Here is a 24,215-nt window from a genome sequence, read left to right on the forward strand (position 1 = left end):
TACAAATGGGACGACAACTGGCTAAGCGCGAACCTGGAAACCAATCTGGGGCCAAGCAAACCAAAAATGCGCTGCGCGACTCGGTCTACTCCGCGCTCAAGGCGATGACGATTGTGACCGGCCAGATTCCGCCGGGCTCGCGCGTCACCGAAAACGACATCGCCGCGAAGCTGACTGTCAGCCGCACTCCGGTGCGCGAGGCCTTCAACCGCCTCGAGCGCGACGGCCTGGTCACCGGCCGGCCGCGCCAGGGCTATGTCGTCACCGAGTTCGACATCAACATGTTCCGCGAGGCCTTCGAGATCCGCGAGCTGCTCGACGGCCATGCGACGGAACTGGTGGCAGCGGCGGCGACGGACCAGGACAAGGCACGGCTGCGCGCCATGCTGGCCGAATGCGAGCGGCTGGCCGCCATTCCGGAGCGTACCGCCAGGGAAAAATTCCAGGAGCTGGAAGTCGGCATCGACCTGCACCGCGTCATCGCTGAGATCAGCGGCAATGTCATGCTGCATGGCATGCAGTGCGGCATCCTCGACAAGTGCCAGCATTATGTGTGGACCGAGCTGCTCTGGCTGGACGAATGGAAGATCGCCCGCGACGAGCATGCCGAAATCGTCGACGCCATCTGTGCCGGCGATGCCAGCCGTGCCGGCACGCTGGCGCGTGCCCATGTGCGGGGATCGCGTGACAATGTTTTGCGCCTGCTGCAGGCCAAGTCGGACTATCGGAATTTCCTCGCCAACGCGTCCTGAGGGGCGAGGAGTTTGGGCGAGGCGTGCCCGCCGACTGAACCGACGACAAACGCCAACTGAGCCTTCAGCCCTTGCGCTCCTGAAGGCTGTTGCCGCCGTCGACCACCAGCAGGGCGCCGTTGACATAGCTGGCGCCTTCCGAGACCAGGAACACCACCGCCGCGGCCACCTCGTCCGGCCGCCCGGCCCGCGCCGGCGGCGTATGCAGGGCGGCCTGCCGCTCCATCTCGCTCGTCGCCCCCGTTTCGATCCAGCCGGGGGCCACGGCGTTGGCCGTGATGCCGCTTTTCGCCACTTCGAGCGCCAGCGTGCGCGTCAGGCCGACCATGCCGGCCTTGGCGGCGGAATAGGCTGATGTGCCTTCGAAGGACACCAGCGGTCCGGTGACCGACGCCACATTGACGATGCGCCCGTAGCCCGCTTCGATCATCGCCGGCAGAAACGCCTTCGTAACGAGGAATGCCGTCTTCAGGCTGACGTCGATCCCCCGATCCCAGTCGGCCTCGGTCATGGCGAGGAACGCCTTGTCGACCGATGGCGATGCCAGCGAGCCCATGCCGGCATTGTTGACCAGTATATCGACCGCGCCGACATCCGCCCGCAGCCGCGCGACAGCAGCTGCGATGGTGAGATTGGCGACCACGGCTTTGGCATCGATGCCTTCGGCACAAAGCTCAACGGCGCGATCGAGTACACGCGCGCTGGCACCGGTGAGGAAGACGGCATGGCCGGCGTGGCCAAGCTGCCGGGCAATGGCAAAGCCGATGCCGTCTGCCGCACCGGCCCCGGTGATGAGTGCGCGGCGGATGCTGGTAGGGGATATGGTCAAACTAGGCTCCGCTGGTTTCCGCCTGTCCGGCGAGTGGACAGCAGCGGCCGCAATCAACGAACCATAGCCTATGGATGGTTCTGGCGCGCCCGACAGGATGAACTGGGCACTCGTATGTCATCGTTTACGCTATCTAATTTCTGTAGCCGCGGTCCGCTTTGGATGGAAACTTGCCATTTCCTTCGTCAATATCAAGGGGCAAGGAGCTCCAGTTTCCGACCTCAGCACCTCTAAGCGTGAACGTCTGGTGTGATGCCCGATGCGCGCGTTCGTAGTGTATCTCGCTGTTACATCGCGGCGACAAAAGCACCGCCACGGTGGCGTCAACCGGTTACCAACGGCAGCAAATATCTCCGGCCTTCTGGGACTGGCGTGTCAGCGTTCCCAGAGGCTGCGTGGGCGTGTCGCCGGTTGGCTGTTAGCGCGACGACTGGATCGCTCCACGCCTCGCAAGCGGGATAGCGAAATCTCGTGAAGACAAGGTCAAGCTGCGTTCTCCGTTCTGAATCGGCGACGGGCGGCAGCTGGGAGAGATGGATGCCATGCATGTTGGGCGTCTGGAAGTTGGCGGGGCATGGGCGCGAGGCAGTCCGCGTGCACGCGCCTGGCAGGGCGGTGCAATGACCGCGCAGCGCCGCCTCGCAGCGATCCTGGCTTGCGACGTGGTCGGCTATTCGCGCCTGATGGAGCGCGACGAGCGCGGCACGCTCGAGCGGCTCAAGACATACCGCAAGGACCTCCTCGAACCGCTGGTCTCCGAGCATCAGGGCCGGATCGTCAAGCTCACCGGCGACGGCATGCTGTGCGAGTTCGCGAGCGTCGTCAACGCGGTGACCTCGGCGATGGCGATCCAGCAGGCTTTGGCAGAACACGAGGCGGAGACGCCCGAGGAGGAGCGGATTCGCTTCCGCATCGGCGTCAATCTCGGCGACGTGGTCTGCGAGGAGGACGGCGACATCTACGGCGACGGTGTCAACATCGCCGCCCGCCTCGAAAACATCGCCGATCCCGGGGCCGTGGTCGTCTCGGGCACCGCCTACGACCACCTTCAGGGCAAGCTCGACTGCGGCTTCACGCCGCTCGGCGAACTGCGCCTCAAGAACATCGAGCGGCCTGTGCGCGCCTATCGCGTCGAGACCGACGCCACAGCCTCGGTGGCTGCACCGCCTCCCCTGCCTGCGAAACCCTCGATCGCGGTTCTGCCTTTCACCAACATGAGCGGCGACCCCGACCAGGAATACTTCGCCGACGGACTGGTGGAGGACATCATCACGGGATTGAGCCGGGTGAACTCCTTCTTCGTGATCGCCCGCAACTCGTCCTTCACCTACAAGGGCCGAGCGGTGGACCTGCGCCAGGTCGGGCGCGAGCTGGGCGTCCGCTACGTGCTCGAAGGGAGCATCCGCAGAGCAGGATCGCGGGTGCGTATCAGCGGGCAGCTGGTGGACGCGATCAGTGGGCACCATGTCTGGACCGACCGCTTCGAGGGCGACGTGAGCGACATCTTCGACCTGCAGGACAAGGTGACCGAGAGCGTCGTCGGTGCGGTCGAGCCGAGCATCCGGCTGGAGGAGATCAAGCAGGCGCGCATGAAGCCTACCGACTACATCGGTGCCTACGACCTCTACCTTCGTGCGCTGCCGCGCTTCTACAGCATGACGCGCGAAGGCTTCGCCGACGTGCGCCGGCTCACCAACGAGGCGCTCAGCATCGACCCAGGCTTCACCCTGGCGAAGGCACTCGGTGCCTATATCCGCAGCCTGTCCGTGAGTCAGTGCTGGCACGAGCCCGACGATATCCGCGTCGCCGTGCGCATGGCCCGCGAGGTATTGGCGGACGCGCGAGACGACCCGACAAGCTTGCGTTTTGCCGCGCAGGTGATCGCCTACAGCGCCAAGGATTACGAGACGGCGCTGCACACGATCGAACGGTCCCTGCTCCTCAACCCCAATTCGGCGCAGGGCTATACGGGCAGCGGCTGGGTGAACGCCCATTCCGGCCGCTCCCTCGTCGCGATCGAGCACTTCCACAGGGCAATGCGGCTGAGCCCGGTCGACCCCGAGAAGGGCATCGCGCTCTCCGGCATCGGGATGAGCTACCTGATGCTCGAACGCTACGAGGAAGCGCTGGCTTGGGGAGAACGAGCGCTGCGCGAGATGCCGAATTACGGCTCCTCGCACCGGGTGGTGATCATGGCGCTGGTCAAACTCAATCGGCCGGACGAAGCGCAGGCGGCGGCGCGGCGGCTGATGGAGGCGTTCCCGACCTACACGCTCGGCCTGCAGACGCAGATCAACCCGTGGCGGGACAAGGTGTTCGCCGAGCGCTACGTCGAGGCGCTGGGTATTGCCGGCGTGCCGGCGTGATCGTCGCGTTTGCAAAGACGCCCTCTCCTGCGCATCACGTCCGGCCAGGCGACGCCCCTTGATCCCGCGTCGCTTCTGGAAGGATAGTTCTCTGGCCGGCTTTGTCCGAGGACTGAGCGCGTAGAGCAGCTGTGAACAGCCGGCGAGCTCTCTGTTGGGTTTGCGTCGACTTCCGGTTTCCACCCTGACGAGACCTACCGACGGTCCAGACAAATGTCGCCTTCGGGTCATTGTCGCAAGTTCAGCCGAGGACGGGCGAGTTTCTGCTTGGAATCGGAACGCCGACCCCAGTACCCGGTTTTGTTCTGGAATGGCGGAAATTTGGCGCGCCCGAAGAGATTCGAACTCCTGACCCCCAGATTCGTAGTCTGGTGCTCTATCCAGCTGAGCTACGGGCGCGCAACAGGCCATGCTTTCCATGACCCCGCGATCCGATCGTGAACGACCGGCCGCGACGAGACGTGTTCCCTAGCGACTGAATTTCCGAAAAGCAAGCCGATCCGGCAAAAGTTTTGTCACAAGTGCCCAGGCCGGCGACTGCGGGCCGGATTCCGGTGCTTCGAGACGACCAGGAAGTCGGCCCTGTTCGGGGGGAGGGAAAGCGCCGGGCCTGGAAAGCAGCGGAAGAATACGGAACCTTGGAGGCAAGAGCGTCGGGCAATACAGCGCCCGAACCATCATGCCGGGCGGCGCAGGCCGTTGCGGGCCTGGTCGAGCCGGACCGGCTGGTCGGGGATGGTAACGGCGAATGTGGTGCGCCCGCCAATGCTCTCGACCAGTTCGACCGTGCCGCCATGCGCGCGGATCAATTCGTGCGCGATCGCCAGCCCAAGGCCGGTGCCGCCGCTGCGGGCCGAGCCGCGAAAGGCCGCGAACAGGTTTTCGCGCGCTTTCGGCGGCAGGCCGGGACCGGTGTCGCTGACGGCAATGCGGCTGACGCTGCCCAGGCGCACGGCCGACACCGCCAGGCGGCGCACCAAGGCGCTTTCACTGTCGGCCGCCATCGCCTGCACCGAGTTGCGGCACAGATTGGTCAGCACGCGGAACAGCTGATCGGAATCGGCCTCCACCTCGAAGGCCGGCTCGACGGAATTGACGAACTCGATGCCCTGCTCGATGTCGAGCAGGCCGTGCACGTCCTCGACCAGCTGGCGCAGCCTCAAGCGTCGGCGCGCCGGTGGCGGCTCCTGGGTGCGGCCATAGGCCAGCACGCCTTCGGAATAGGACACGGCACGGTCGAGCGCGCGCAGCAGTTTCGGCGCGAAGGCTTGCACGGTCGGGTCCTTCACCTGGCGCAAGCGGTCCGACATCAGCTGCGCCGAGGCCAGGATGTTGCGCATGTCATGGTTGATCTTGGAGACCGCAAGGCCGAGATCGGCAAGGTGCTTCTGCTCGGACAGCATCTTCTGCAGCCGCTCCTGCATCTGCGACAGCTCGCGCTCGGCGACGCCGATCTCGTCGGCGCGGGCGGCCGGATGGATGATGCGCCCGGGATCGTCGGGCGCTTCAGAGAAGGACAGCATCGAGCGCGTCATCGTCCGGATCGGCCCGATCATGATCAGGTCGATCGCGGCATAGACCAGCATGGCGGTGAACAGCGAGATCAGCAGTGAAACAAAGGCGACATTGCGGGAATATCGCAGCATCGCGTTGCGCAGGCTGTTGTCGGGCATGATCAGTTCGAACTCCTTGTCCGAGTCGCCGACCGGGCCGAAAACGCGCAGCATTCGGTCGCCGCCGAAAAACAGCGTGTCAAGCGCGCCGGTCATGCCCTTGATCATGCCGATCGAGGCGATATCGATGTGTTCGTCGACCTTCGGCGGCATTTCGGCCACCACCAGCAGCCGCGAGACGCCGCCGTCGCGCACCGCGATCGCCTTGGCGCCTATTGCCATCAGCACGTCGTTCTGGGCCGTACGTGACAGCGAGGTGGGTTCCCCTTGCACCAGCACGATCGACACCGCCGCTGCCGTGCTCAGCCGCTCCTTCAGCCAGTTCAGCCGGTAGCTGGCGATCCAGGGCAGGAAGATGAGCACTTCGGCCAGCAGCACGAAAACAATGGTGAGCAGCAGCAGCTTGGTCGACAGGCCGCGCGACAGCGGCACCGTGCGCACGATGGCTGGCGCTGCCGTGCCGATCCCTTCCTGCGCTTGTATGGTTTCGCTCATACGGTCCATGTCTTCACAATCACTTGATCAACGCAGATTAGGCGATTACGGCTTTTTTGCCAATTTCGTCCTTGGTCGGAAACATAAACGGCCTGAACGGCGCCGGGCTTGCGCCCGACGACTCCGGATTGACTTCCAAAAGCCTTCTTTCTATAAGCCCGCACACGCTCGGGCCATTCGTCCCGGCGCGGTTTCGATCGCGCCAAAGCCGGCCCGGCAAAGCTCCTGTTACACAGTGACAGAATCAAGAAGGGCCGCACCCCGCGGTATTAAAACAAATGAAGCGTACCTACCAACCGTCTAAACTCGTCCGCAAACGTCGGCACGGCTTTCGTGCCCGCATGGCCACCAAGGGTGGTCGCGGCGTCGTCGCGGCTCGCCGCAACCGCGGTCGCAAACGGCTCAGCGCCTGAACGGAAGACGAGATCGTTGCCCGCATCCGGCAAGCCAGTGGGACCAAATCCCAAGCGGCTCCTGAAGCGCGCGGAATTCCTGGCCGTCCGTCGTGGTGAAAAGCGACGCGGGCGGCTTTTTCTCGTTGAAGTTCTCGACCGCGGCGACGGCCTGTCGCCGCGCGTCGGCTACACCGTCACCAAGAAGGTCGGCAATGCGGTTGTCCGCAACCGCGTCCGGCGGCGGCTGCGGGAGGCTGTCCGTACGCATGCGGCAAGTGACATGGCGCCTGGCAATGACTATGTCATCGTCGGGCGTGAAGACGTGCTTACCATTCCGTTCGGCCAGTTGAAGGCCGAACTCTCCCGCCGAATGCGCGGAACACGATAGGCCAAGGGCTTTCGATGGAAAACAACCGGAACTTCTTCATCACCATCGCGCTGTCGGTGCTGATCCTGGCGGTATGGCAATATTTTTATGTGTTGCCGCGCAGTGAGCAGCAGCGCGAGGCGGCCCGCGTCGAACAGCAGCGCGTCGAGGAGCAGAAGAAGGCCGCCGACGCCGCCAATCCCGGCGCCGATACCGCAACGCCCGCCGCACCTGGCGCGATTCCGAATGCACCCGGCAGCAACGCGATTGCGGCGGTCGACCGCAACCAGGCGCTGGCGGCGACGAAGCGCGTCAAGATCGATACACCAAGCCTCGAGGGTTCGATCAACCTGACCGGCGCCCGTCTCGACGACCTCAAGCTCAAGCACTACACCGAGACGGTCGACAAGAATTCGCCCGAGATCAGCCTGCTCAACCCGGCGGCACTGCCCAATGGCTACTATGCCGAGATCGGCTTCGTCGGCAACGACAAGACCGGCGCGGTGCCCGGTCCGGAGACCGTGTGGGCCGTCGACGGCAATGCGACGCTGACGCCGACAACCCCGGTCACGCTGACCTATTCGAACGACAAGGGCCTGACCTTCAAGCGCACCTTTTCCGTCGACACCAACTACATGTTCACGGTCTCCGACACGGTCCAGAATTCGGGCACCACTGCCGTCTCGCTGTCCAATTACGGCCGCGTCACCCGTTTCGACAAGCCGGCCGTTGCCAGCACCTATGTGCTGCATGAGGGCCTGATCGGCTTCACCGGCACCGAAGGCCTGCAGGAACACAAATACGCGTCCATCGAGAAGGACAAGCAGTTCACGCCGGGCAAGTCGACCGACGGCTGGCTTGGCATCACCGACAAATACTGGGCGGTGACGCTGGTGCCGACCGAGAAGCAGCCGTTCCAGCCGCGCTACGCTTATTTCGAGGACGGCCGCCCTCGCTACCAGTCCGACTTCCTGACCGACCCGATCACCGTCGCTGCCGGTCAGTCGGCGACGGTGGAGAGCGAAATCTTCGCCGGCGCCAAGGAGGTCGGCAAGATCAACGCCTATGCGGAAGACCGCCACATCAAGCGCTTCGACCTGTTGATCGACTGGGGCTGGTTCCACTTCATCACCAAGCCGATGTTCTGGCTGATCGACACGCTCTACAAATTCTTCGGCAATTTCGGCCTGGCGATCCTCGCCACCACCGTCATCGTCAAGGCCATCTTCTTCCCGCTCGCCAACAAGTCCTACGCGTCGATGGCGAACATGAAGAAGGTGCAGCCGAAAATGCTCGAGATTCGCGAGAAATACGCGGACGACAAGATGAAGCAGCAGCAGGCGATGATGGAGCTGTACAAGACCGAGAAGATCAATCCGCTTGCCGGCTGCTGGCCGGTGGCGCTGCAGATCCCGGTCTTCTTCTCGCTCTACAAGGTGCTCTACATCACCATCGAGATGCGGCATGCGCCGTTCTTCGGCTGGATCCAGGATCTGGCGGCACCCGATCCGACGTCGATCTTCAATCTGTTCGGCCTCGTTCCGGTCACCTTGCCGCACATGCTGATGATCGGTGTCTGGCCGCTGATCATGGGCGTCACCATGTTCCTGCAGATGCGCATGAACCCGACGCCGCCGGATCCGACGCAGGCCGCGATCTTCACCTGGATGCCTGTCATCTTCACCTTCATGATGGCCGGTTTCCCGGCCGGCTTGGTTATCTACTGGGCCTGGAACAACACGCTGTCGATCCTCCAGCAAGGCGTGATCATGAAGCGCCAGGGCGCCAAGATCGAGCTGTGGGACAATCTGGTCGCACTGTTCCGAAAGAAACCGTCACCGGCGGAATAGAAGGCGCCGAGCTTTCTCCAGCATTCAAAAGAGCCCCGCTTCGCGCGGGGCTTTTTTCTTGAATGGAGCCGACATCACGTTCCCGTGACCAGCGAAACTAACGCCCCGCGAGCGGCGTGACTGCGTGTGCGTTTCCAAAGGCTATCAATTCCGATCAGCCCTCACCCGGAGGACGAACACATGCGCTTGCCGTCATTCAGGACCATCGCCATTTCCGCTCTTGTCGCCAGCGTGGCGATTGCCGCTCCCGCCTATGCCAAGAACCCGAATGTCGGCGGCGCGCCGATGTACACCACCAAGAACATCGTCGAGAACGCCGTCAACTCGAAGGACCACACCACGCTGGTCGCCGCGGTCAAGGCCGCCGGCCTGGTCGATACGCTGCAGGGCGCCGGCCCATTTACGGTCTTTGCGCCGACGAACAAGGCGTTTGCGGCCCTGCCCAAGGGCACTGTCGACACGCTGCTGAAGCCGGAGAACAAGGGCCAGCTCACCAAGGTGCTGACCGCGCATGTCGTGGCCGGCAAGATCTCCGGCGCCGATATGATGAAAAAGGCCAAGGCGATGGGCGGCAAATATGAGATGAAGACCGTTTCCGGCGACACGCTGACCGCCGAAGTCAAGAACGGCAAGCTCTACATCATGGACGAGTCAGGCGGCGAAGCCAAAGTGACGATCGCCGACGTCAACCAGTCGAACGGCGTCATCCATGTCGTCAACAAGGTGCTGTTGCCGAAGTAACGGCTTCCGGCGAAGGGGATCAAGGCAGGTCCGTTGGGGCTTTCTCGGACCTGCCTCCCCGCCCCATGACGAGGTGCCATGTTTCTGGGGAAGCCGTACCGGCCGGGGTCCTGTAGTCCCTCACAGGACCCCGGTTCTTTTTGATTTACGCTTGACCAGGCAGGCTGTGTCTTACCCTGGCGTATCGGCCGGCCGGTTTGCGCCGCGTCATTCCATGACGGCGCTGTGGTCGATCTTGGCCGGTGTCGCCGGCTTGCGCAGCAAGAGGACCAGCGGAATGGCGGCAAGCGACAGGATCATCATCAGCTTGAAGTCGTTCATATAGCTGATGATCGTGGCCTGCAGCGTCACCACGCCGTCGAGCGCGGCGCGGCCGGCGGCGCTGTAGGGGTTCATCGCCTGGAAGATCGCCGGATTGCCGAATGCCTGGTTGTAGGGCGTCACATAGGTGGCGATGTTGGCGTGGTTGATCTGCACGTTCTGCGTCAGCAGCGCGGTGACCACCGAGATGCCGACGCTTGAGCCGATATTTCGCGACAGGTTGTACAGGCCAGTGCCTTCCGCGCGCCGCTCCGGCGCCAGCGTGGCGAAGGTGATGGTGGTCAGCGGAACGAACAGGAAACCGAGCCCCGCGCCCTGGATGAAGCCGGTGCTGATGATCGTCCATTGCGAGACATCAGGGGTCCAGCCGGTCATGTCGTACATCGCCCAGGCCGTGACCAGCAGGCCGGTCAACAGCAGCCAACGCGTGTCCACCTTGCCGATCAGCCTGCCGACCAGGAACATGCACGCCATGGTGCCGAGACCGCGCGGCCCCATGACGATGCCGGCCGTCACCACCGGATAGCCCATCAGCGTTTGCAGATAGGGCGTCATCAGGGCCAGCGAAGCCAGATAGGTGATGCCGATGATGAAGATGAAGATCATCCCGACGGCGAAGTTCCGGTCGAGGAAGAGCCTCGGATTCACGAACGTGTTGCGGGCGGTGAAGGTGTGGACGAGGAAGATGTAGAAGGCCGACGCGCAGATCAGCGCCTCGACGATGATCTCGGACGACGAGAACCAGTTGAGCTGCTCGCCACGATCGAGGAACATCTGCAGCGATGCGATGGTGACGCTGAGCATGCCAAAGCCCAGCCAGTCCAGCCTCGCCTTGAGGTCCGTCCTGGTTTCCTGGACGAACATCGACACGCCGGCGAAAGCCAGCGCGCCGATCGGGACGTTGATGTAGAACACCCAGCGCCAGCTGACATTCTCGGTCAGCCAGCCGCCGATGACCGGCCCGAGCACCGGCCCGACCATCACCGAAACGCCGAACAGCGCCATCGCCGAGCCGCGCTCTTCGACGCTGTAGATGTCGAGCAGGATGCTCTGCGCCAGCGGCACCAGGGCGGCGCCGAACAGGCCTTGCAGCAGGCGGAAGCCGACGATCTGCGGCAGCGACTGAGCGAAGCCGCACAGCACCGACGCGACAACGAAGCCGGTGATGGAGATCAGCAGGATGCGCTTGCGGCCGAAACGATTGGCAAGATAGCCCGAAGGCGGCGTCATGACGGCCGCCGCGACGATATAGGACGTCAGCACCCAGTTGATCTGGTCGGCGCTCGCCGAAACGCTGCCCTGGATATAAGGAAGCGCCACATTGGCGATGGTCGTGTCCAGCGCCTGCATGATCACCGCCAGGATCACGCAGGCGGTGATGGCGCCGCGATTGGCGACCACGCCACCTGTCGCGGACGCGCCGGTCATGACTCTTGCCCGAACCGGTTGATGAGATCGGTGACGAAGTCGGGCAGGCCGCGCGCATGGCCGGTATCGATGCCGACCACGGCGCTCATTCCGCCGCGCAGTGGCGGCTTGCCCTGGAGATCATCGACCGTCACGCGCAGCGGAATGCGCTGGACGACCTTGACCCAGTTGCCGGTGGTGTTCTGCGCGGGAAGCAGCGAGAAGCTCGACGACGACGCCGGGCTGATCGAGGCGACCGTCCCGTGCCAGACGGCACCCGGGTAGGCGTCGACACTGATCGTCGCCGTCTGTCCCGGCCGCACATACGTCAGTTCGGTTTCCTTCGGCTCCGCCGCGATCCACAGGTCGGTCGCCGAGACCAGGCTGAACGCCGGCTGCGAAGCCGGCAGATACCTGCCGACCTGAAGCGCGTCGACATTGGTGACGATGCCGTCGAACGGCGCCTTGACGACGGAATCGGCAAGATTGCGCTGGGCGTCGTCGACCGCCGACTGGGCCTGAAGGTAGAACGGGTTCTTCTCCACGGGCTGGCTGGCGTCGCCGCCAAGCTGGGCAAGCGTCGCCTGCGCCTGCGCCTCGGCAACGGACACTTTCTGGCGGGCGGCAACGAGATCGTGCTGGGCGCTGTCGAAGGTCGCCTTGGAGGAGGTCGAGGTCTTGAGCAGATCCTGCTGGCGCTGGAAAGCGGCCTCGTAATAGGGAATATCGGCCTGCGCCTGCTCGATCAGCGCTTGCGACTGCCGGTAGCTCGCCAGCAAGGTCAGCACCTGGTTGCGCACCGTCCCGAGTTGGGCCTGGGCGGCGGCGAGAGCGGTTTCGAAAGAGGCCGGCCGCAACCGGAAAAGCACCTGATCCTTCTTCACCGCCTCGTTCTCGTGCACGTCGATCTCAGACACTGTGCCGGAGACATCGGTGGAGACGCCGAGCGACTGCGCCTGGATGTAGGCATTGTCGGTGGTCATCACCTGGCCGCCGATGACGTAGTAATAGCCGCCGACGACCAGCGCGACCGGAAGCAGGGCAAACAGGATCGGCCGCGTCAGGCTGCGCTTCGGCTTTGCCGGCGCCGGCGGCGCTACAGCGACCGTGGCTTGCCGCGGCTCTTTGGACGGAGCCTCGAGTGCCGCCGGCTCCAGGGCGACCAGTGCATCCAGCTCGTCATCGCCGATGACGGTGTTGGCTCGCCTTTGTTCGCGTTCGCTGTCCAGCCGGATGATCTGGTCGCTCGTCCGGTTGGCGGAAGGCCCGTCTTCTTCGACAGGCTTCTTGGGTGAGTTTGATTCAGCCATGCATTCTCTCCCGGTCGACGGCAGGCTGGGTGCAAGCCTCGAGCAGATTGGATTTGATGAGGGACAGGGTTTGCAGCAGATGCAGTTGGGCATCCGCGGAAAGTCCGGTAAAGGCCTCGCCACGCGTCTTCTGGCCATTGCTGCGCATGATTTCGAGCAGCGGATGGGCTTCCGGCGTCAGGTAAAGCAGCCATGCTCTGCGATCGGCAGGATTGGGCCGGCGCTCGATGAAACCGCGGGCTTCCATCTTGTCGAGCAGCCGGGCGAGCGTGATCGGCATGATCTCGATCAGATCGGCGAGCTTGTTCTGGTGGATGCCTTCATGCAGGGACAGATAGGCCAGCACCTGCCACTGGGCGCGGGTCAGCCCCGACGCCCGCGACCGCTGCTCGAACCGCTTTCGAAGCAGGCGCGCGACATCGTGCAGCACGAAGCTGATGTTGGGTGACGACGGCATGGGAGGTACTGGGGTTTTTCGGCGCGACTTTTAGTGAGCATGCTTATTATCATCATGCACATAATCCCGCTGGACGCGGTACGCAAGACGGACTAAGCCCGCCTGGAAAAAATGCCGCATGGACTGCGACGCAACAAAGAAAGGCCCTGTGACAGGCGTTGCCGGGCGAGGATATGACGATGAATTGGCTGAAGATCGCGACCGTGGCGGCCCTCGCGGGATGGCCTGGCATTGCGCTCGCAAAGGAGGCCGTCAGCTGCGGCGGCGCCGCCATGCTGGGTGGCGCGCAGTTGAACTGCAGCCACGTCGAACCCCATGCGCCGCCTCAGTTTTGCACCTATAGCTGGGCTCTGCACACGCCCGCCGGCGACCAGAAAATCGTCGAAGGCACCTTCATGTTGCCGCCCGGCGCCTCGAATGTCACGGTCTATCAGGGCAGCGGTTTCGACCGTGCGCTGTCAGACCCGATCGTGATCTGCCGCGGCGGTAAATGATTAAAGCCGCCAAGGAAAGCTCGCTCGTCTGCCGATTGGTGCTATAGGGCGGATCACGCTATTTTGAACAGGCGCATGCGGGTTCCGGATGCGCCTGGCGGCCATTTCCTTGACGGACCCCAATTCTTAACGGACATCGACATGGACGGCCCCAACCCCAATATCAAGCACCCGATCCCGATGCATACCCGCGTCGGCTTCCTCAAGGGACTGGTGAGCGCGCCGAACATCGAGATCGGCGACTTCACCTACTATGACGATCCCGACGGGCCGGACAAATTCGCCGAAAAATGCGTCCTGCACCATTATCCCTTCATAGGCGACAAGCTCATCATCGGCAGGTTCTGCGCCATCGCCGAGGGCGCGCGCTTCATCATGAACGGTGCCAACCACGCAATGTCCGGCTTTTCGACCTATCCGTTCAATATTTTCGGTCATGGCTGGGAAAAGGGTTTTGACCCGGCGACATGGTCGAAGGAGGTTCGAGGCGACACAATCGTCGGCAACGACGTCTGGATCGGCATGGAGGCGGTGATCATGCCCGGCGTGACGATCGGCCATGGCGCCATCGTCGGTGCGAAATCACTGGTGACGCACGACGTGCCGCCCTATGCGATCGTCGCCGGCAACGCGGCCAAGGTGGTAAGGATGCGTTTCGACTACCGGACGGTCAGGCGGCTGCTGGCGGTGGCGTGGTGGAACTGGCCCGTGGACAAGGTCAGCCGCAACCTCGATGCTATCCGGGGTGCCAATATTTCTCTTCTGGAGGCAGCAGCTTGAACGCTCTGAACAGCAGCATAATCGGCACCGAACTGTTTACGCGCGGGTGGATCTTCATCCGCGGCGTGCCGGCCATGAAGTTCCTGCCGCCGGAAGGACCGCCGGAAATCGCCTTTGCCGGCCGCTCGAATGTCGGCAAGTCGTCGCTGATCAACGCGCTGGTCAACCAGAAGGGGCTGGCGCGCACCTCCAACACGCCGGGGCGCACGCAAGAGCTCAACTATTTCGTGCCGGACGGATTTTCGGGTGAGGGCGCCGACCTGCCGCCCTTGGCGCTGGTCGACATGCCTGGCTACGGCTACGCCACCGCGCCGAAGGAGAAGGTCGACGAGTGGACCAAGCTGGTCTTCGACTATCTCAAGGGCCGCGTCACACTGAAGCGGGTTTATGTGCTGATTGACGCCCGCCATGGCATCAAGGCCAAGGACGAAGAAGTGCTGTCGCTGCTCGACAAGGCGGCGGTGTCCTACCAGATCGTGCTGACCAAGACCGACAAGATCAAGGCTGCCGGCGTGCCGCGGCTGATCGAGGAGACCCTGGCAAAGATCAAGAAGCGGCCGGCGGCTTTCCCATTCGTTCTGGCGACGTCTTCGGAAAAGGCCGAGGGCCTCCAGGAATTGCAGGCTGCGATCGTGCTCGCCGCCAATGGCGGCTAAGCATCTGCACCTTAGGGCGTGGCCTAGGGCTTGGCTTCGATAGCAATCGTCTGATGGCCTTCTTCCTCCGCAAGCCTTTCGGTGCCGTAGGCTTTCATGAACATCGAGACGCCTGACCTGACGATGTGGTCGATCTCGTCCTGGGTCGGGGCTTTGGTGCGGTAGGCGAAGATGCACTGGCGGAACAGGCCTGCCAGGCACAGCTCGGTGAGCTGATAGGCGGCGAGATCGACATCGTCGATCCGCAGCAGGTCGCGCTTGATGGCGGCATCGAGAAACGCCGCGACCTTGTCGTGACCACGCTTGGGACCGCGTTCGTAAAACCTTGCGCCCATGTCGGGTATCCGGTCGGACGCGCCGATCACCGTGCGCTGCGCCTGGATCACCCTGGCCGACGTGATCTTGAGGGCCAGCACCTTGCCGAACTTCACCAGCGTCTCGCGCAGGTCGTCGGCGTTGTCCAGCACGTCATACATGTTCTTGAAGATCGTGCCGCGCTCTTCCTCGATCAGCGCTTCGAACAGCTCTTCCTTGTTGGCGAAATAGACATAGATCGTGCCCTTGGAGACACCGGCCTCACGGGTGATGTCATTCATCGAGGCGGCTTCGAACCCCTTGTCGATAAAGACACGACGGGCGCCATCGATGATCTGGCTGCGCTTGACCGGATCCTGCCCGGCCGCCGGGCGGCCACGGCGCAAGCTGTCCAGCAAGTCGCCACACGGGTCGGTTTCGACGCTGGGCGGTGTCTCGGTCATGAAAGTCACACCTCGAAAATAATTCGAACCAACCGGTTCGATTGCCCTTGATATGGTCCTCTTCACGCGCTATGTCAACGCCCGGATCGAACCGAACGGTTCAGTATCATATTATAATTTTAGAGAGATGTCATGTCCTCGAACGCGCCGACCACAGCCGAAGTCCGTCCTTTTCCCAACGCCAAGGTTGCGCCAGCGACGGAAGCACCGGGAGTGCCTGTCCAGCCCGCCGTATCATCGCCGCCGACAGAGGCTCCGGTCAAGAAGAAGCGCTCGGTGCGCTCCTTTCTGCTGCCGATCATCGGCGTTGCCTTGCTGAGTGCCGGCGCCTGGTACGGTTACGATTACTGGACCACGGGCCGCTTCATGATCTCGACGGACGACGCCTATGTCCAGGCCGACATGGCGTTCATCTCGCCCAAGATTTCCGGCTATGTCGATCAGGTCAAGGTGAGCGAGAACCAGTCGGTCAAGGCTGGTGACCCGCTGCTCGTCGTCGATGACGGCGACTACAGAATAGCCGTCGCCCAGGCCGAGGCGCAGATCGCCACCTTGAGCAAGACGCTCGACCGTATCGACGCCCAGACCGAAGCGGCACGCGCCGCGCTGCAGCAGGCACAGGCGCAGAAGGTCGCCGACCAGGCCGCGGCCGACAATGCGGGCAAGGTCGCGGCGCGCGCCTCGCAGCTGCTCAAGACGCATGTTGGCACGCAGGCCCAGCTGGACGACGCCCAGACGGCGGTGCAGCAGGCCAACGCCGCGCTTGTCGGTGCCGATGCGCAGATCGCCGCGGCGCAGGCCAATATCGGCGTGCTGCAGGCGCAGCGCGCCGAATCGGCAAGCACGCTGGCGTCCTTGCAGCTTAGCCGGGACAAGGCCCTGCGGGATCTTTCCTTCACCGTGCTCAAGGCGCCTTATGACGGCGTCGTCGGCAACCGTTCCGTCGAGCAGGGCGATCTCGTCAGCCCCGGCCAGAAGCTCGCCGTCATCGTGCCGATGGACAAGCTCTACATCGTCGCCAACTTCAAGGAGACGCAGCTGGCCCGGCTGGTTCCCGGCGAGAAGGTCAAGATCTCGGTCGATGCGACCGACGGCCGGGACTTCGAGGGAACCGTCTCGTCGCTGGCGCCGGCTTCCGGTGCCGTGTTCTCGCTGCTGCCGCCCGAAAACGCCACCGGCAACTTCACCAAGGTGGTGCAGCGCGTTCCGGTCCGCATCGACGTTCCCGCCGATGTGCTGAAGAGCGGCAAGCTGCGCGCCGGCCTGAGCGTCGTCGTCGCCGTCGACAGCCGCACCGCCCCATCCGGGTCGGCATCAGCGGCCGCGTCGAACTGAGCGGCCGCCGGGGAGCAATGCTATGGCAACCGCAACCCTGACAGCAGGAGCGCCGCCGGCCAGGCCGGCTGTGCCTGACACCATTTCGACGCGGCGCGTCATCGCCTTCCTGGCGATGGTGTTCGGCATGTTCATGGCCATCCTGGACATCCAGATCGTCTCCGCCTCGCTGGCCGAGATCCAAGCCGGCCTGAGCGCAAGCTCGGACGAGATCCCGTGGGTGCAGACCGCCTATCTGATCGCCGAGGTGGTGATGATCCCACTGTCGGGTTTCCTCAGCCGGATGCTGTCGACACGCGTGCTGTTCACGATCTCGGCGGCAGGCTTCACCGCGGCCAGTGCGTTGGCGGCGACCGCCACCAACATCGACCAGATGATCGTCTACCGCGCCGTCCAGGGCTTCATCGGCGGCGGCATGATCCCGAGCGTCTTTGCTGCCGCCTTCACCATCTTCCCACCGTCGCGCCGCGCCGTGGTGTCGCCGATGATCGGCCTGGTGGCGACTCTGGCGCCGACCATCGGCCCGACCGTCGGCGGCTATATCAGCCATGCCATGTCCTGGCATTGGCTGTTCCTGGTCAATGTCGTGCCCGGCATCCTGGTGACGACGGCGGCCTGGACGCTGATCGACTTCGACAAGCCCAACCTCAAGCTGTTCAGCAAGTTCGACTGGTGGGGCCTCGCCGGCATGGCAGCCTTCCTTGGCTGCATGGAATATGTGCTCGAGGAAGGTCCCAACAATGACTGGCTGCAGGACCAGGGCGTGTTCATCTGCGCCATTGTCATGACCATCGGCGGGGTGCTGTTCTTCTGGCGCGTGTTCACCGCCGAGGAGCCGATCGTCGACCTGAAGGCGTTCACCAACATCAACTTCGCCTTCGGTTCGCTGTTTTCCTTCGTCATAGGCATCGGCCTCTACGGCCTGACCTATCTCTACCCGGTGTTCCTCGGGCGCATCCGCGGCTACGATTCGATGATGATCGGCGAGGCGCTGTTCGTCAGCGGCCTGGCGATGTTCTTCACCGCTCCGATCTCGGGCGTCCTGTCGAACAAGATGGACCCGCGCCTGATGATGATGGTCGGCTTCTTCGGCTTCGCCACCGGAACGTGGTGGATGACGCATCTGACCGCCGACTGGGATTTTTATGAGCTGCTCATCCCGCAGATCCTGCGTGGCTGTTCGATGATGCTGTGCATGGTGCCGATCAACAACATCGCGCTCGGCACCTTGCCACCCGAGCGGCTCAAGAATGCGTCGGGCCTGTTCAACCTCACCCGCAACCTTGGCGGTGCCGTCGGCCTTGCCCTGATCAACACGGTGCTGATCGACCGCAATGCCTTCCACTACGCAAGGCTCTCCGAGCATGTGCAATGGGGCAGTGAAGCCGCGCAGACCAAGCTGCGGAACATGACGCTCAATTTCGAGCAGACCCCCGGCCTGGACGCGACAAGTGCGGCGATCTCCAAGCTGTCGGGCATGGTCCAGCAGCAGGCGGCGTTGCTGTCCTTCATGGACGTGTTCTTCATGCTGACGGTACTGTTTGCGACGCTTGGCCTGTTCACCATGCTGATCCGCAAGCCGGCCGCGGCCGGTGGTGGCGGTGGCGGGCACTGACACCAGAGCAATTCCAGGAAAAGTGTGAAGCGGTTTTCCGTCAGGAATTGCGACAAAACAAAGATACGTGGGCAGCGGTTTCGGGAAGCTCCTCCAGTCCACGCCCGAAAAGCTCTGACCGCGCAAAAAACTCCGGGCCGCAAGCCCGGAGTTTCTTGTATCCGGTTTGGAGTTTGTCAGGCCGTGGCGGGCTTGAAGGTCAGCGCGACGCCGTTGATGCAGTGGCGCAGGCCGGTCGGCGCCGGGCCGTCGTCGAAGACATGGCCAAGATGGCCGCCGCAACGGCGGCAATGCACCTCGGTGCGGGTCATGCCGAGCGACCGGTCCACGGTCTTGCCGATGCCATTGGCGATCTCCTGCCAAAAGCTCGGCCAGCCGGTGCCGGACTCGAACTTCGTCTCCGACGGGTAGACCGGCAGGTCGCAGCCGGCACAGGCAAAGATGCCCTTGCGGTGTTCGTTGAGCAGCGGGCTGGTGCCGGGATACTCCGTGCCTTCCTTGCGCAGCACGTCGAAGGCAGCCGGCGACAGGATGGCTTTCCACTCGGCGTCGGTCTTGGTGACCTCGAATTTCTCGGCGGCCTGCGCGGCCTGCGGGTTGCTCATGCGCAGCACTGTTGCCGCGGCGCCGACAACGCCGATGGCGGCGACGCCGCTCAAAAGAAAGTCGCGACGATTCATGACCAATTCCTCCTGTTGTCTCTTAGCCCAACTATACCGCCGCACGGAAATCAAAAGCCGGTGACGGTGGTCCTCGAACGAACACTCCGCGCCGTCCCACATCTGAACGTGGACGACGCGGAGTGCGCGGGTCAATTGCGGATCACGGGAGCGAGACCATGCAATCGACGGAGGGTCCTTGCTGCAAGTTCGCCGGCAGCAAGCCCCCTGTTACATCTTGGGCAAAAGAAGTTACATCTTGGGCAAAAGAACCTTGTCGATGACGTGGATGACGCCGTTGGACTGCTCGACATCGGCAATCGTCACATTGGCGACATTGCCGTTCTCGTCGGTGACGGTGACCTTGCCGCCGTCGGCCTTGAGCGACAGCTCGCAGCCGCCAACGGTCTTGACCTTGTGGGTGCCGCCATCAGCCTTGGCCATCGCGGCCACGTCCGCCCCCATCGCCTTGGCGCCGATGACATGGCAGGTCAGGATCTTGGTGAGCTTGTCCTTGTTCTCGGGCTTGAGCAGCGTCTCGACCGTGCCGGCCGGAAGTGCCGCGAAGGCGTCATTGGTCGGTGCGAACACGGTGAACGGGCCGGCGCCCTGCAGCGTTTCGACCAGGCCGGCAGCCTTCACGGCGGCGACCAGCGTCGTGTGGTCCTTCGAGTTCACGGCGTTTTCGACGATGTTCTTGTTGGCGTACATGGCGGCGCCGCCAACCATCGGGTTTTCGGCATAGGCGGCGGTGGTAAGGGCGGAAACGGCGATCGTGCCGGCGAGCAAAAGGGTGACATATCTACGCATGATGCAAACTCCTCGGGTTTTTCTCTTCCCATCTTCGGGGACGCGAGGAGATACGGAACAAAAATCCGGAAGTTTCAGAAATATTTTGATTTTTTATTTTATCAGGCGTGCCGCAGAGATTTTCCAGCGCAACCGCTTGCCGGCTAACATGCTGTCTATTGGCATGCTCAGCGAAGGATAGACTTGGGATAGGCTATTTTGAAGTTGCAGGCGCGCGAAGCCGCTCAGATGCTTTTCAGATCGCCCGCTGCGACCACCGGTCCGGTCGGCTGGCCGGTCGGCGAACCGCCCGAGGGCTCGAGGCTGACAGCAAGCACCGCGCCTTGGGCAAGCTTCTGCTGGGCCGCGGGCGAGACTACGATATGCACCGTAGCACCTGCCGGAATGACGCCCATCGAGACCGGCGGGTTCTTGCCCTCGATCATCCACAGTTCGAAGTCCTTGCCGGCGGCACGCTCGCCGGAGACATGCGACAGGCCGACCTCGTGATGCGAGGCATCATAGACGGCGAGATATTTGACATCGCTGCCCTCGGCGGCCAGCGAAGCGACGAGGCGCGGCTGCGGCTGCTCGACCGGTGGGTTGAGAATGGGCACGGCGATGTAGATCGCCAGTGCTGCAACCGCCGCCGCGGCAAGGCCACGCCAGAAGGCCAGGCTGGACCATAGGCCGCGCGATTCAGCGGGAGTCGCCACGGAAGCGGCGGACGCGAACAGGCGGCGATCGATCGCAGGCTTGACCGAAGCCGGCGGCTCGATTTCCGGATAGGCGGCGGCCAGCGCCGAAAAATTGACCTCCCAGCCGTCCACCAAGCGGGCGAAATCCGTCTCGCCGTCGATGCGGCGGGAGGCGATCTGGCGTTCGTCGGCATCCAGCACGCCGAGAACGTATTCGGCGGCGAGCAGGTCGTCGCCTCCACGTTCCGGGCCTGTGTCTTCTGCCAGCGTCATCTTTCCAGACATTCTCTGAGTTTCAACAGGCTGCGGCGCAGCCAGGTACGCATCGTGTTCAACGGCACGCCGTGGCGCTCCGCCAGTTCGGCATAGCTTTCACCCTTGAGATAGGCGCCCCGAACGGCCGCCGCCCGGTCCTTTTCCAACTCATCGAGACAATGATGGATGCGTTCGGACTCGTCGCCCGCCACCACCATCGCTTCAGGTCCCGGCGCTGGATCGGCCACGTCGAGCGCGGCATCGATATCGGCGGCAGGCTTGCGTCGCGCTCGTATGCGATCGATCGCATGATTGCGCGCTATCGCCACCAGCCAGGAGATCGGGCTCAGATCGGAGACGGCAAAACGATCCGCCTTCATCCATATCTTGACGAAGACTTCCTGTAGCGCTTCTTCAGCATCTCCCCGGTCGTTCAATACACGAAGACAGACGCCAAAAAGTTTCGCGCTGGTCTGCCGGTAGAGCAGATCGAACGCAGCCCGATCCTTCATCGAAGTCCGGACGATCAGCTTGGTGATGTCCTGCGGCGTCATCTCAGGCAAATTAGGCGATTGCAATGTATTTGCAACGACGGAAATAGTCTTGTGCACGCCCAGGTTTTGCGTGCCGCCAGCCCCGGATCGGTCCGTCGATTGCCAATGAAATCGCCACTGGCTAGCTTGCTTACCTACAGTGACGGGGGAACGCATGTCGGTTGAACGGATCCTTTGGGAAGAAGACGCAACCGGCCTCGCCGACCTGCTCCGCAAGGGCGACATTTCAGCCGTCGAACTGACCGAAGCCGCGATCGCGCGTGCCGATGCCACCCGTCCCGACATCAACGCCACGGCCGAGCCGCTCTATGATGCCGCCCGAGCTCGGGCGAAGACCGTCGACCGCTCGCTGCCGCTGGCCGGCGTTCCCTTCGCCATCAAGGATCTCGGCATCGCCATCAAGGGCGTGCCGACGCATGGCGGCAGCCGCATTCCGGCATGGCTGGCCGATGTCAATTCTGTACTCACCGACCGCTTTCTCACCGCCGGGCTCATTCCGATCGTCACCTCGACGTCGCCGGAACACGGGCTGCGGCTGATGACCGAATCCAGGGCCTTCGGCATCACCCGCAATCCCTGGAACACCGGCCACACCAGCGGCGGCTCGTCGGGTGGTGCGGCGGCACTGGTCGCCGCCGGCGTCGTGCCGGTGGCGCATGCCTCGGATGGCGGCGGCTCGATCCGCGTGCCCGCCGCCTGCACAGGCCTTGTCGGCCTGAAGACGTCGCGCGGCCGCACACCGCTGACGCCCCTGGTGAGCGAAAGCTGGTACGGCATGGTGGTCGACCATGCGCTCACCCGTTCGGTGCGCGATTGTGCGCTGCTGCTCGACCTCACCCACGGTCCCGACCTTTTGTCGCCCTATGGCGCGCCACCGCCGAAAGGCACGTTCGCGGCTGCCGCCGCGCGTGATCCCGGCAAGCTCAGGCTGGCCGTGTATCACAAATCGCCGCTCGGCCTGCCGATCTCGGATGAGACGCTCAAAGCGCTCGACACGGCGGTGGCGCTTGCCCGCGAAGGCGGTCATACCGTCGAGGAGATCGATCTGCCCTTTATCGGGCGCGATTTCTTCGCCGACTTCTGCAGGACGGTCGCCTCTGCCGTCGCCGGCACGATGCGTGCGGAAGCGCTGCGTGTCGGCCGTTCCGTTACGGGCGACATCGAGCGGGCGACGCGCGTGCTCGCCCGCTTCGGCGAAATTGTGTCGGCCGGCGAGACCTATGCCGACCTGCAGCGGCTGCATGCCGCCTCGCGGCAGCTGATCGCGGAGACCGCGCAGTATGACGCCGTGCTGATGCCAATCATTGCCCACCCGCCGCTCGCCTGCGGCGGCATGGATCCGAAAGGCGCCGACGAGCTCATCGAGAACCTGCTCGACAAGCTTCATCTGACGCCCTTGCTGAAGCTGAAGCCATTCTTCGGCCAGTTGATGGACAAGAGCCTCTGGTTTACCCATTGGCCGGCGATCCAGAATGTCAGCGGCCAGCCGTCGATCGCGCTGCCGGTTCATGTCACCGACGCCGGCCTGCCGATCGGCATCCAGGCAGCGGGCCGTCCGGGCGACGAGGAGACGCTGCTGTCGCTTGCCGCGCAGTTGGAGAAGATCTCGGGTTGGCTGGTCCGCAGGGCGCCACTGATGGTGCCGTCATGATGACGAGGTCGTGTGGCGCTCGAATATGACAGCAAAGCCATTTGCGGGCGGCGCCAATTCCCGCTAAGACGCCGCCGTCCTTACCGATCTTCAGGGAAACAAGCCGATGACGGAAATAACCGCCACCGCCGAAATGCAGGCCGCCCTGCTGTCGCGGGCGCTGCCCTACATGCAGCGCTACGAACACAAGACGGTCGTGGTGAAATATGGCGGCCACGCCATGGGCGATATCGAGCTCGGCAAGGCGTTCGCGCGCGATATCGCGCTCCTGAAGCAATCCGGCGTCAACCCGATCGTCGTCCATGGCGGCGGTCCGCAGATCGGCGCCATGCTGGCCAAGATGGGCATCGAATCCAAGTTCGAGGGCGGCCTGCGCGTCACCGACCAGAAAACGGTCGAGATCGTCGAAATGGTGCTGGCCGGTTCGATCAACAAGGAGATCGTGGCGCTGATCAACGCCGAGGGCGAATGGGCGATCGGCCTGTGCGGCAAGGACGGCAACATGGTGTTCGCCGAAAAGGCCCGCAAGACCATGATCGATCCGGACTCCAACATCGAACGCGTGCTCGATCTCGGCTTCGTCGGCGAGCCGGTCGAGGTCGACCGCACCTTGCTCGACCTTCTGGCACGCTCCGAAATGATCCCGGTGCTGGCGCCGGTGGCGCCCGGCCGCGACGGCCACACCTACAACATCAACGCCGACACCTTCGCCGGCGCCATTGCCGGCGCTTGCCAGGCGACACGCCTGCTGTTCCTCACCGATGTGCCGGGCGTCCTTGACAAGAACAAGAAGCTGATCGACGAACTGACGGTGGCCGAGGCCAAGGCGCTGATCAAGGACGGGACAGTCTCGGGCGGCATGATCCCCAAGGTCGAGACCTGCATCGAAGCGATCGAGCGCGGCGTCGAAGGCGTCGTCATCCTCAACGGCAAGACGCCGCATGCGGTGCTGCTGGAACTGTTCACCGAACACGGCGCCGGCACGCTGATCGTGCCCTGAGCGGCTTG

Annotated in this window: 23 protein-coding genes and 1 tRNA gene; 13 read left to right on the top strand and 11 right to left on the bottom strand. The window is 63.5% G+C overall.

What is annotated here, in order from left to right; translation table 11 throughout:
- Positions 1-5: 5 nt before the first annotated feature.
- Complete coding sequence (locus ASD12_RS25130; protein WP_056592770.1) at positions 6-752, top strand: GntR family transcriptional regulator; 747 nt, start codon at positions 6-8, stop codon at positions 750-752.
- A 64-nt stretch (positions 753-816) separates the two neighbouring features.
- Here ASD12_RS25130 and ASD12_RS25135 read toward each other — a convergent pair whose 3' ends face one another.
- Positions 817-1,581: an SDR family NAD(P)-dependent oxidoreductase gene (locus tag ASD12_RS25135; RefSeq protein ID WP_244482969.1), complete on the bottom strand. Its 765-nt coding sequence runs from the start codon at positions 1,579-1,581 to the stop codon at positions 817-819.
- Positions 1,582-2,201: 620 nt separating this feature from the next.
- Between ASD12_RS25135 and ASD12_RS25140 the strand changes: the two genes are divergently transcribed.
- On the top strand, positions 2,202-3,947 hold the full coding sequence (locus tag ASD12_RS25140; protein ID WP_056593402.1) for an adenylate/guanylate cyclase domain-containing protein: 1,746 nt from the start codon (positions 2,202-2,204) through the stop codon (positions 3,945-3,947).
- 322 nt (positions 3,948-4,269) lie between these two features.
- On the opposite strand, the gene ASD12_RS25145 is transcribed toward ASD12_RS25140, so the two are convergent.
- Positions 4,270-4,346 (bottom strand) — tRNA-Arg (locus ASD12_RS25145).
- Between the two features lie 278 nt (positions 4,347-4,624).
- Positions 4,625-6,115: a HAMP domain-containing sensor histidine kinase gene (locus ASD12_RS25150; protein ID WP_056592773.1), complete on the bottom strand. Its 1,491-nt coding sequence runs from the start codon at positions 6,113-6,115 to the stop codon at positions 4,625-4,627.
- Positions 6,116-6,393: 278 nt separating this feature from the next.
- Between ASD12_RS25150 and rpmH the strand changes: the two genes are divergently transcribed.
- The 4 genes from rpmH to ASD12_RS25165 all read left to right on the top strand — a co-directional run bounded on the left by rpmH (position 6,394) and on the right by ASD12_RS25165 (position 9,468).
- Entirely contained in the window at positions 6,394-6,528 is a 135-nt protein-coding gene (rpmH, locus tag ASD12_RS33625) for a 50S ribosomal protein L34 (protein ID WP_008833937.1), read from the top strand.
- A gap of 16 nt (positions 6,529-6,544) precedes the next feature.
- Positions 6,545-6,898, top strand: coding sequence for a ribonuclease P protein component (gene rnpA / locus ASD12_RS25155; protein WP_056592775.1), 354 nt, complete (start codon positions 6,545-6,547; stop codon positions 6,896-6,898).
- Between the two features lie 14 nt (positions 6,899-6,912).
- Positions 6,913-8,727 carry a membrane protein insertase YidC gene (gene yidC / locus ASD12_RS25160; RefSeq protein ID WP_056592777.1) on the top strand — a complete coding sequence of 605 codons (1,815 nt, stop codon included), beginning with the start codon at positions 6,913-6,915 and terminating at the stop codon, positions 8,725-8,727.
- A gap of 180 nt (positions 8,728-8,907) precedes the next feature.
- Positions 8,908-9,468 carry a fasciclin domain-containing protein gene (locus tag ASD12_RS25165; RefSeq protein ID WP_056592780.1) on the top strand — a complete coding sequence of 187 codons (561 nt, stop codon included), beginning with the start codon at positions 8,908-8,910 and terminating at the stop codon, positions 9,466-9,468.
- A 207-nt stretch (positions 9,469-9,675) separates the two neighbouring features.
- Here the strand turns inward: ASD12_RS25165 and ASD12_RS25170 are convergent, their stop codons facing one another.
- From ASD12_RS25170 to ASD12_RS25180, 3 genes are read right to left on the bottom strand one after another with little or no spacing between them, the layout of a single operon-like run.
- On the bottom strand, positions 9,676-11,217 hold the full coding sequence (locus ASD12_RS25170) for a DHA2 family efflux MFS transporter permease subunit (RefSeq protein ID WP_056592783.1): 1,542 nt from the start codon (positions 11,215-11,217) through the stop codon (positions 9,676-9,678).
- Positions 11,214-12,506, bottom strand: coding sequence for an HlyD family secretion protein (locus ASD12_RS25175; protein ID WP_082525671.1), 1,293 nt, complete (start codon positions 12,504-12,506; stop codon positions 11,214-11,216). The genes ASD12_RS25170 and ASD12_RS25175 overlap by 4 nt, the downstream gene beginning before the upstream one ends.
- A complete protein-coding gene (locus tag ASD12_RS25180; protein ID WP_056592785.1) occupies positions 12,499-12,963 on the bottom strand; it encodes a MarR family transcriptional regulator in 465 nt (154 codons plus the stop codon). The genes ASD12_RS25175 and ASD12_RS25180 overlap by 8 nt, the downstream gene beginning before the upstream one ends.
- 179 nt (positions 12,964-13,142) lie before the next feature.
- Here ASD12_RS25180 and ASD12_RS25185 point away from each other — a divergent pair, with 179 nt between their 5' ends.
- The 3 genes from ASD12_RS25185 (at position 13,143) to yihA (ending at position 14,893) form a co-directional block, all read left to right on the top strand.
- Entirely contained in the window at positions 13,143-13,457 is a 315-nt protein-coding gene (locus tag ASD12_RS25185) for a hypothetical protein (protein ID WP_056593408.1), read from the top strand.
- Positions 13,458-13,598: 141 nt separating this feature from the next.
- Positions 13,599-14,237, top strand: coding sequence for a CatB-related O-acetyltransferase (locus tag ASD12_RS25190; protein ID WP_056593411.1), 639 nt, complete (start codon positions 13,599-13,601; stop codon positions 14,235-14,237).
- Positions 14,234-14,893: a ribosome biogenesis GTP-binding protein YihA/YsxC gene (gene yihA, locus ASD12_RS25195; protein ID WP_056592788.1), complete on the top strand. Its 660-nt coding sequence runs from the start codon at positions 14,234-14,236 to the stop codon at positions 14,891-14,893. Before ASD12_RS25190 ends, yihA begins: the two co-directional genes overlap by 4 nt.
- Before the next feature lie 23 nt (positions 14,894-14,916).
- Here the strand turns inward: yihA and ASD12_RS25200 are convergent, their stop codons facing one another.
- Positions 14,917-15,651, bottom strand: coding sequence for a TetR/AcrR family transcriptional regulator (locus ASD12_RS25200; RefSeq protein ID WP_056592791.1), 735 nt, complete (start codon positions 15,649-15,651; stop codon positions 14,917-14,919).
- A 132-nt stretch (positions 15,652-15,783) separates the two neighbouring features.
- On the opposite strand from ASD12_RS25200, the gene ASD12_RS25205 reads away from it, so the two are divergent.
- Together ASD12_RS25205 and ASD12_RS25210 are read left to right on the top strand one after the other, a co-directional pair.
- Positions 15,784-16,986 carry an HlyD family secretion protein gene (locus ASD12_RS25205; protein WP_056592794.1) on the top strand — a complete coding sequence of 401 codons (1,203 nt, stop codon included), beginning with the start codon at positions 15,784-15,786 and terminating at the stop codon, positions 16,984-16,986.
- A gap of 22 nt (positions 16,987-17,008) precedes the next feature.
- Positions 17,009-18,601, top strand: coding sequence for a DHA2 family efflux MFS transporter permease subunit (locus tag ASD12_RS25210; protein ID WP_056592797.1), 1,593 nt, complete (start codon positions 17,009-17,011; stop codon positions 18,599-18,601).
- Positions 18,602-18,777: 176 nt separating this feature from the next.
- Here the strand turns inward: ASD12_RS25210 and msrB are convergent, their stop codons facing one another.
- From msrB to ASD12_RS25230, 4 genes are all read right to left on the bottom strand, one after another.
- Positions 18,778-19,281, bottom strand: coding sequence for a peptide-methionine (R)-S-oxide reductase MsrB (gene msrB, locus ASD12_RS25215; RefSeq protein WP_056592801.1), 504 nt, complete (start codon positions 19,279-19,281; stop codon positions 18,778-18,780).
- A gap of 231 nt (positions 19,282-19,512) precedes the next feature.
- Positions 19,513-20,070 carry a fasciclin domain-containing protein gene (locus ASD12_RS25220; protein ID WP_056592803.1) on the bottom strand — a complete coding sequence of 186 codons (558 nt, stop codon included), beginning with the start codon at positions 20,068-20,070 and terminating at the stop codon, positions 19,513-19,515.
- 224 nt (positions 20,071-20,294) lie between these two features.
- Positions 20,295-21,020, bottom strand: coding sequence for an anti-sigma factor (locus ASD12_RS25225; protein ID WP_082525672.1), 726 nt, complete (start codon positions 21,018-21,020; stop codon positions 20,295-20,297).
- Positions 21,017-21,556 (bottom strand): sigma-70 family RNA polymerase sigma factor, encoded by a 540-nt coding sequence (locus tag ASD12_RS25230; RefSeq protein WP_056592812.1) that lies wholly within the window; start codon positions 21,554-21,556, stop codon positions 21,017-21,019. Before ASD12_RS25230 ends, ASD12_RS25225 begins: the two co-directional genes overlap by 4 nt.
- A 154-nt stretch (positions 21,557-21,710) precedes the next feature.
- On the opposite strand from ASD12_RS25230, the gene ASD12_RS25235 reads away from it, so the two are divergent.
- Positions 21,711-23,207 (top strand): amidase, encoded by a 1,497-nt coding sequence (locus tag ASD12_RS25235; RefSeq protein WP_056592815.1) that lies wholly within the window; start codon positions 21,711-21,713, stop codon positions 23,205-23,207.
- Between the two features lie 106 nt (positions 23,208-23,313).
- Positions 23,314-24,207, top strand: a complete 894-nt coding sequence (argB, locus tag ASD12_RS25240; protein ID WP_013528489.1) for an acetylglutamate kinase — start codon at positions 23,314-23,316, stop codon at positions 24,205-24,207.
- The last annotated feature ends 8 nt before the right edge of the window (positions 24,208-24,215 follow it).

Origin of the sequence: Mesorhizobium sp. Root102 (assembly GCF_001425625.1) — a bacterium.
Lineage (GTDB): Bacteria > Pseudomonadota > Alphaproteobacteria > Rhizobiales > Rhizobiaceae > Mesorhizobium.